The sequence below is a fragment of the Helicobacter sp. L8 genome (genome assembly GCF_003660355.1).
In the GTDB taxonomy this organism is placed as follows: domain Bacteria; phylum Campylobacterota; class Campylobacteria; order Campylobacterales; family Helicobacteraceae; genus Helicobacter; species Helicobacter labacensis.
Genome location: NZ_QXQR01000047.1, coordinates 1 through 1,672, shown reverse-complemented (window position 1 = coordinate 1,672; position 1,672 = coordinate 1). Strand labels below are relative to the sequence as shown.

Sequence of the window (1,672 nt, the reverse complement as noted above, 5' to 3'; positions counted from 1 at the left end):
AGCCCTTATTAGAGAGATTGAGGGGGGAATGCCCCCAGATGATGGAGGCGAGCCGGGGTTAAGCCGAAGGGTTGACCCCGTTGCGAGTGGGGGAGGAGGGATAGCTAACCCACAATTAGGGGATAGTGGGGGCAAACCCCCCAGAGAGGGAACAAGTCTTTCTAGCACAGAGGGGGATAAGGGAGGAAGAGGTGGGGGAGATGCAGAGGGGGGACACATAGAAATTAGCCCCCAAGAAGCTCTTAACTTCTTAGAGAACGCCCCTAAAAGTCCTATTCCCCAAACATTAGACCTTGAAGGCTTTTTGAAGAGTTTGGAAAGTGTGGAGAATAAAGAAAACTTTATTAAACATTTGCAGAAAAAACAAGACGCTCAAAGCCGTTTAGCTTATTTAAATCTTGTTGAGCCCACACTCAAAGAGTGGGATTTAAAGCTCACTAAAGGTGAAAGAAGCGAACTGATTAAAAGTTTTAGCGATGGGAATGGCGGATTTTTTAGCCTACTCATCACGCAAGAGAACGATAAACGCCTGATCACCTTTATACCCAAAACAAGGCTAAAATTTTTACAAGATAAAATTAAAGATGCCGACCTTATCCAAACTTTTACCGACCGAGCGGGGGAAAGTGTTTGGACCCGCATAGGTAAAGATAACGCTCAAGAGCTTAAAATTCAAGCTAAGCAGCAGGCTAAGGAGCTTTTTAATAAAGCCCAAGCGCAAGAAAGCGGGTTTAGGGGGTTATTGCAGAGCATACCCGGGCAATATAGCCTAGAGGCTAGCAACTTACTTAAGAGTGTAGAGAGTTTAGAGCGCAAACTACTTAGCAAGCAGGGGGATATAAGTGCGATTAGTGATTTTTTAAGAGCGAGCATTAGGGTTGAAAATAGGGCGCAATTAAATAGCCAACTTATGCACATTGAGGACAGCCTAAGAGCGCAGGGCATAGAGCCTACTATAGAGCTACACCACCGCCAGAGTGGATACAAGGGGCTACATGTCCAATTCAATTACAAGGGCGTAGCTAGTGAAATCCAGTTGCACACTAATAGCAGTTGGGGGACTAAAAAAGATTTAGACCCGATTTACCATATTATCAGAGACCCTGAAGAGTTGGCAAAGCTAACAGATGAAGAAATGCTAGCCTTGAAGGTGAAAAGCCGCCAAATTGCTCAAGGTTTGGATTTAGATATAAGCGACTTTACTTCATATGAGGTTAAGTCCTTGAGCGCCCAAAGCTCCGAGAAATCTGTCCTAGTGAGAAAATCGCCCACAGAGGGGAAACCCACCCAAGAGCCTTTAGAAAAGTCAAATTCAAACCGCGCTTTTTCAGAGGGAGATACAGCATATAATCGCCCAGATTCTGCATTGAGTGAGAACGCTAATTTTTCAGGAGGTAAGGGAAATGAAGCATCAGCCATCAATAAACCTTTAGAGGATTTCCCCCACTCTAGCACATCCCCCCAAACACCCCCCTTAAGCCCTAGAGAGCAGGCACTAGCCTTTAGAGAGAGCCAAAGACAAGAGGCTTTAGAGCAGCAGCAAGCTAACAGGGCTAAACAAGAGGCTTTAGCCCAGCAGAGAGCCAAAGAGCAACAAGAAGCCCTAGAGAACAAGCAAGCCCAAGCAGGGGGGAAAGAGAATGAAAAGAATTTAGAGCTAGGCAAAAGCATT

The 1,672-nt window shown here is 45.5% G+C and carries 1 pseudogene; it reads left to right on the top strand.

Annotated elements, in window-relative coordinates:
- Positions 1 to 28 precede the first annotated feature (28 nt).
- Positions 29 to 1,672: pseudogene (locus EAO37_RS08970) on the top strand (hypothetical protein); the annotation flags it as partial.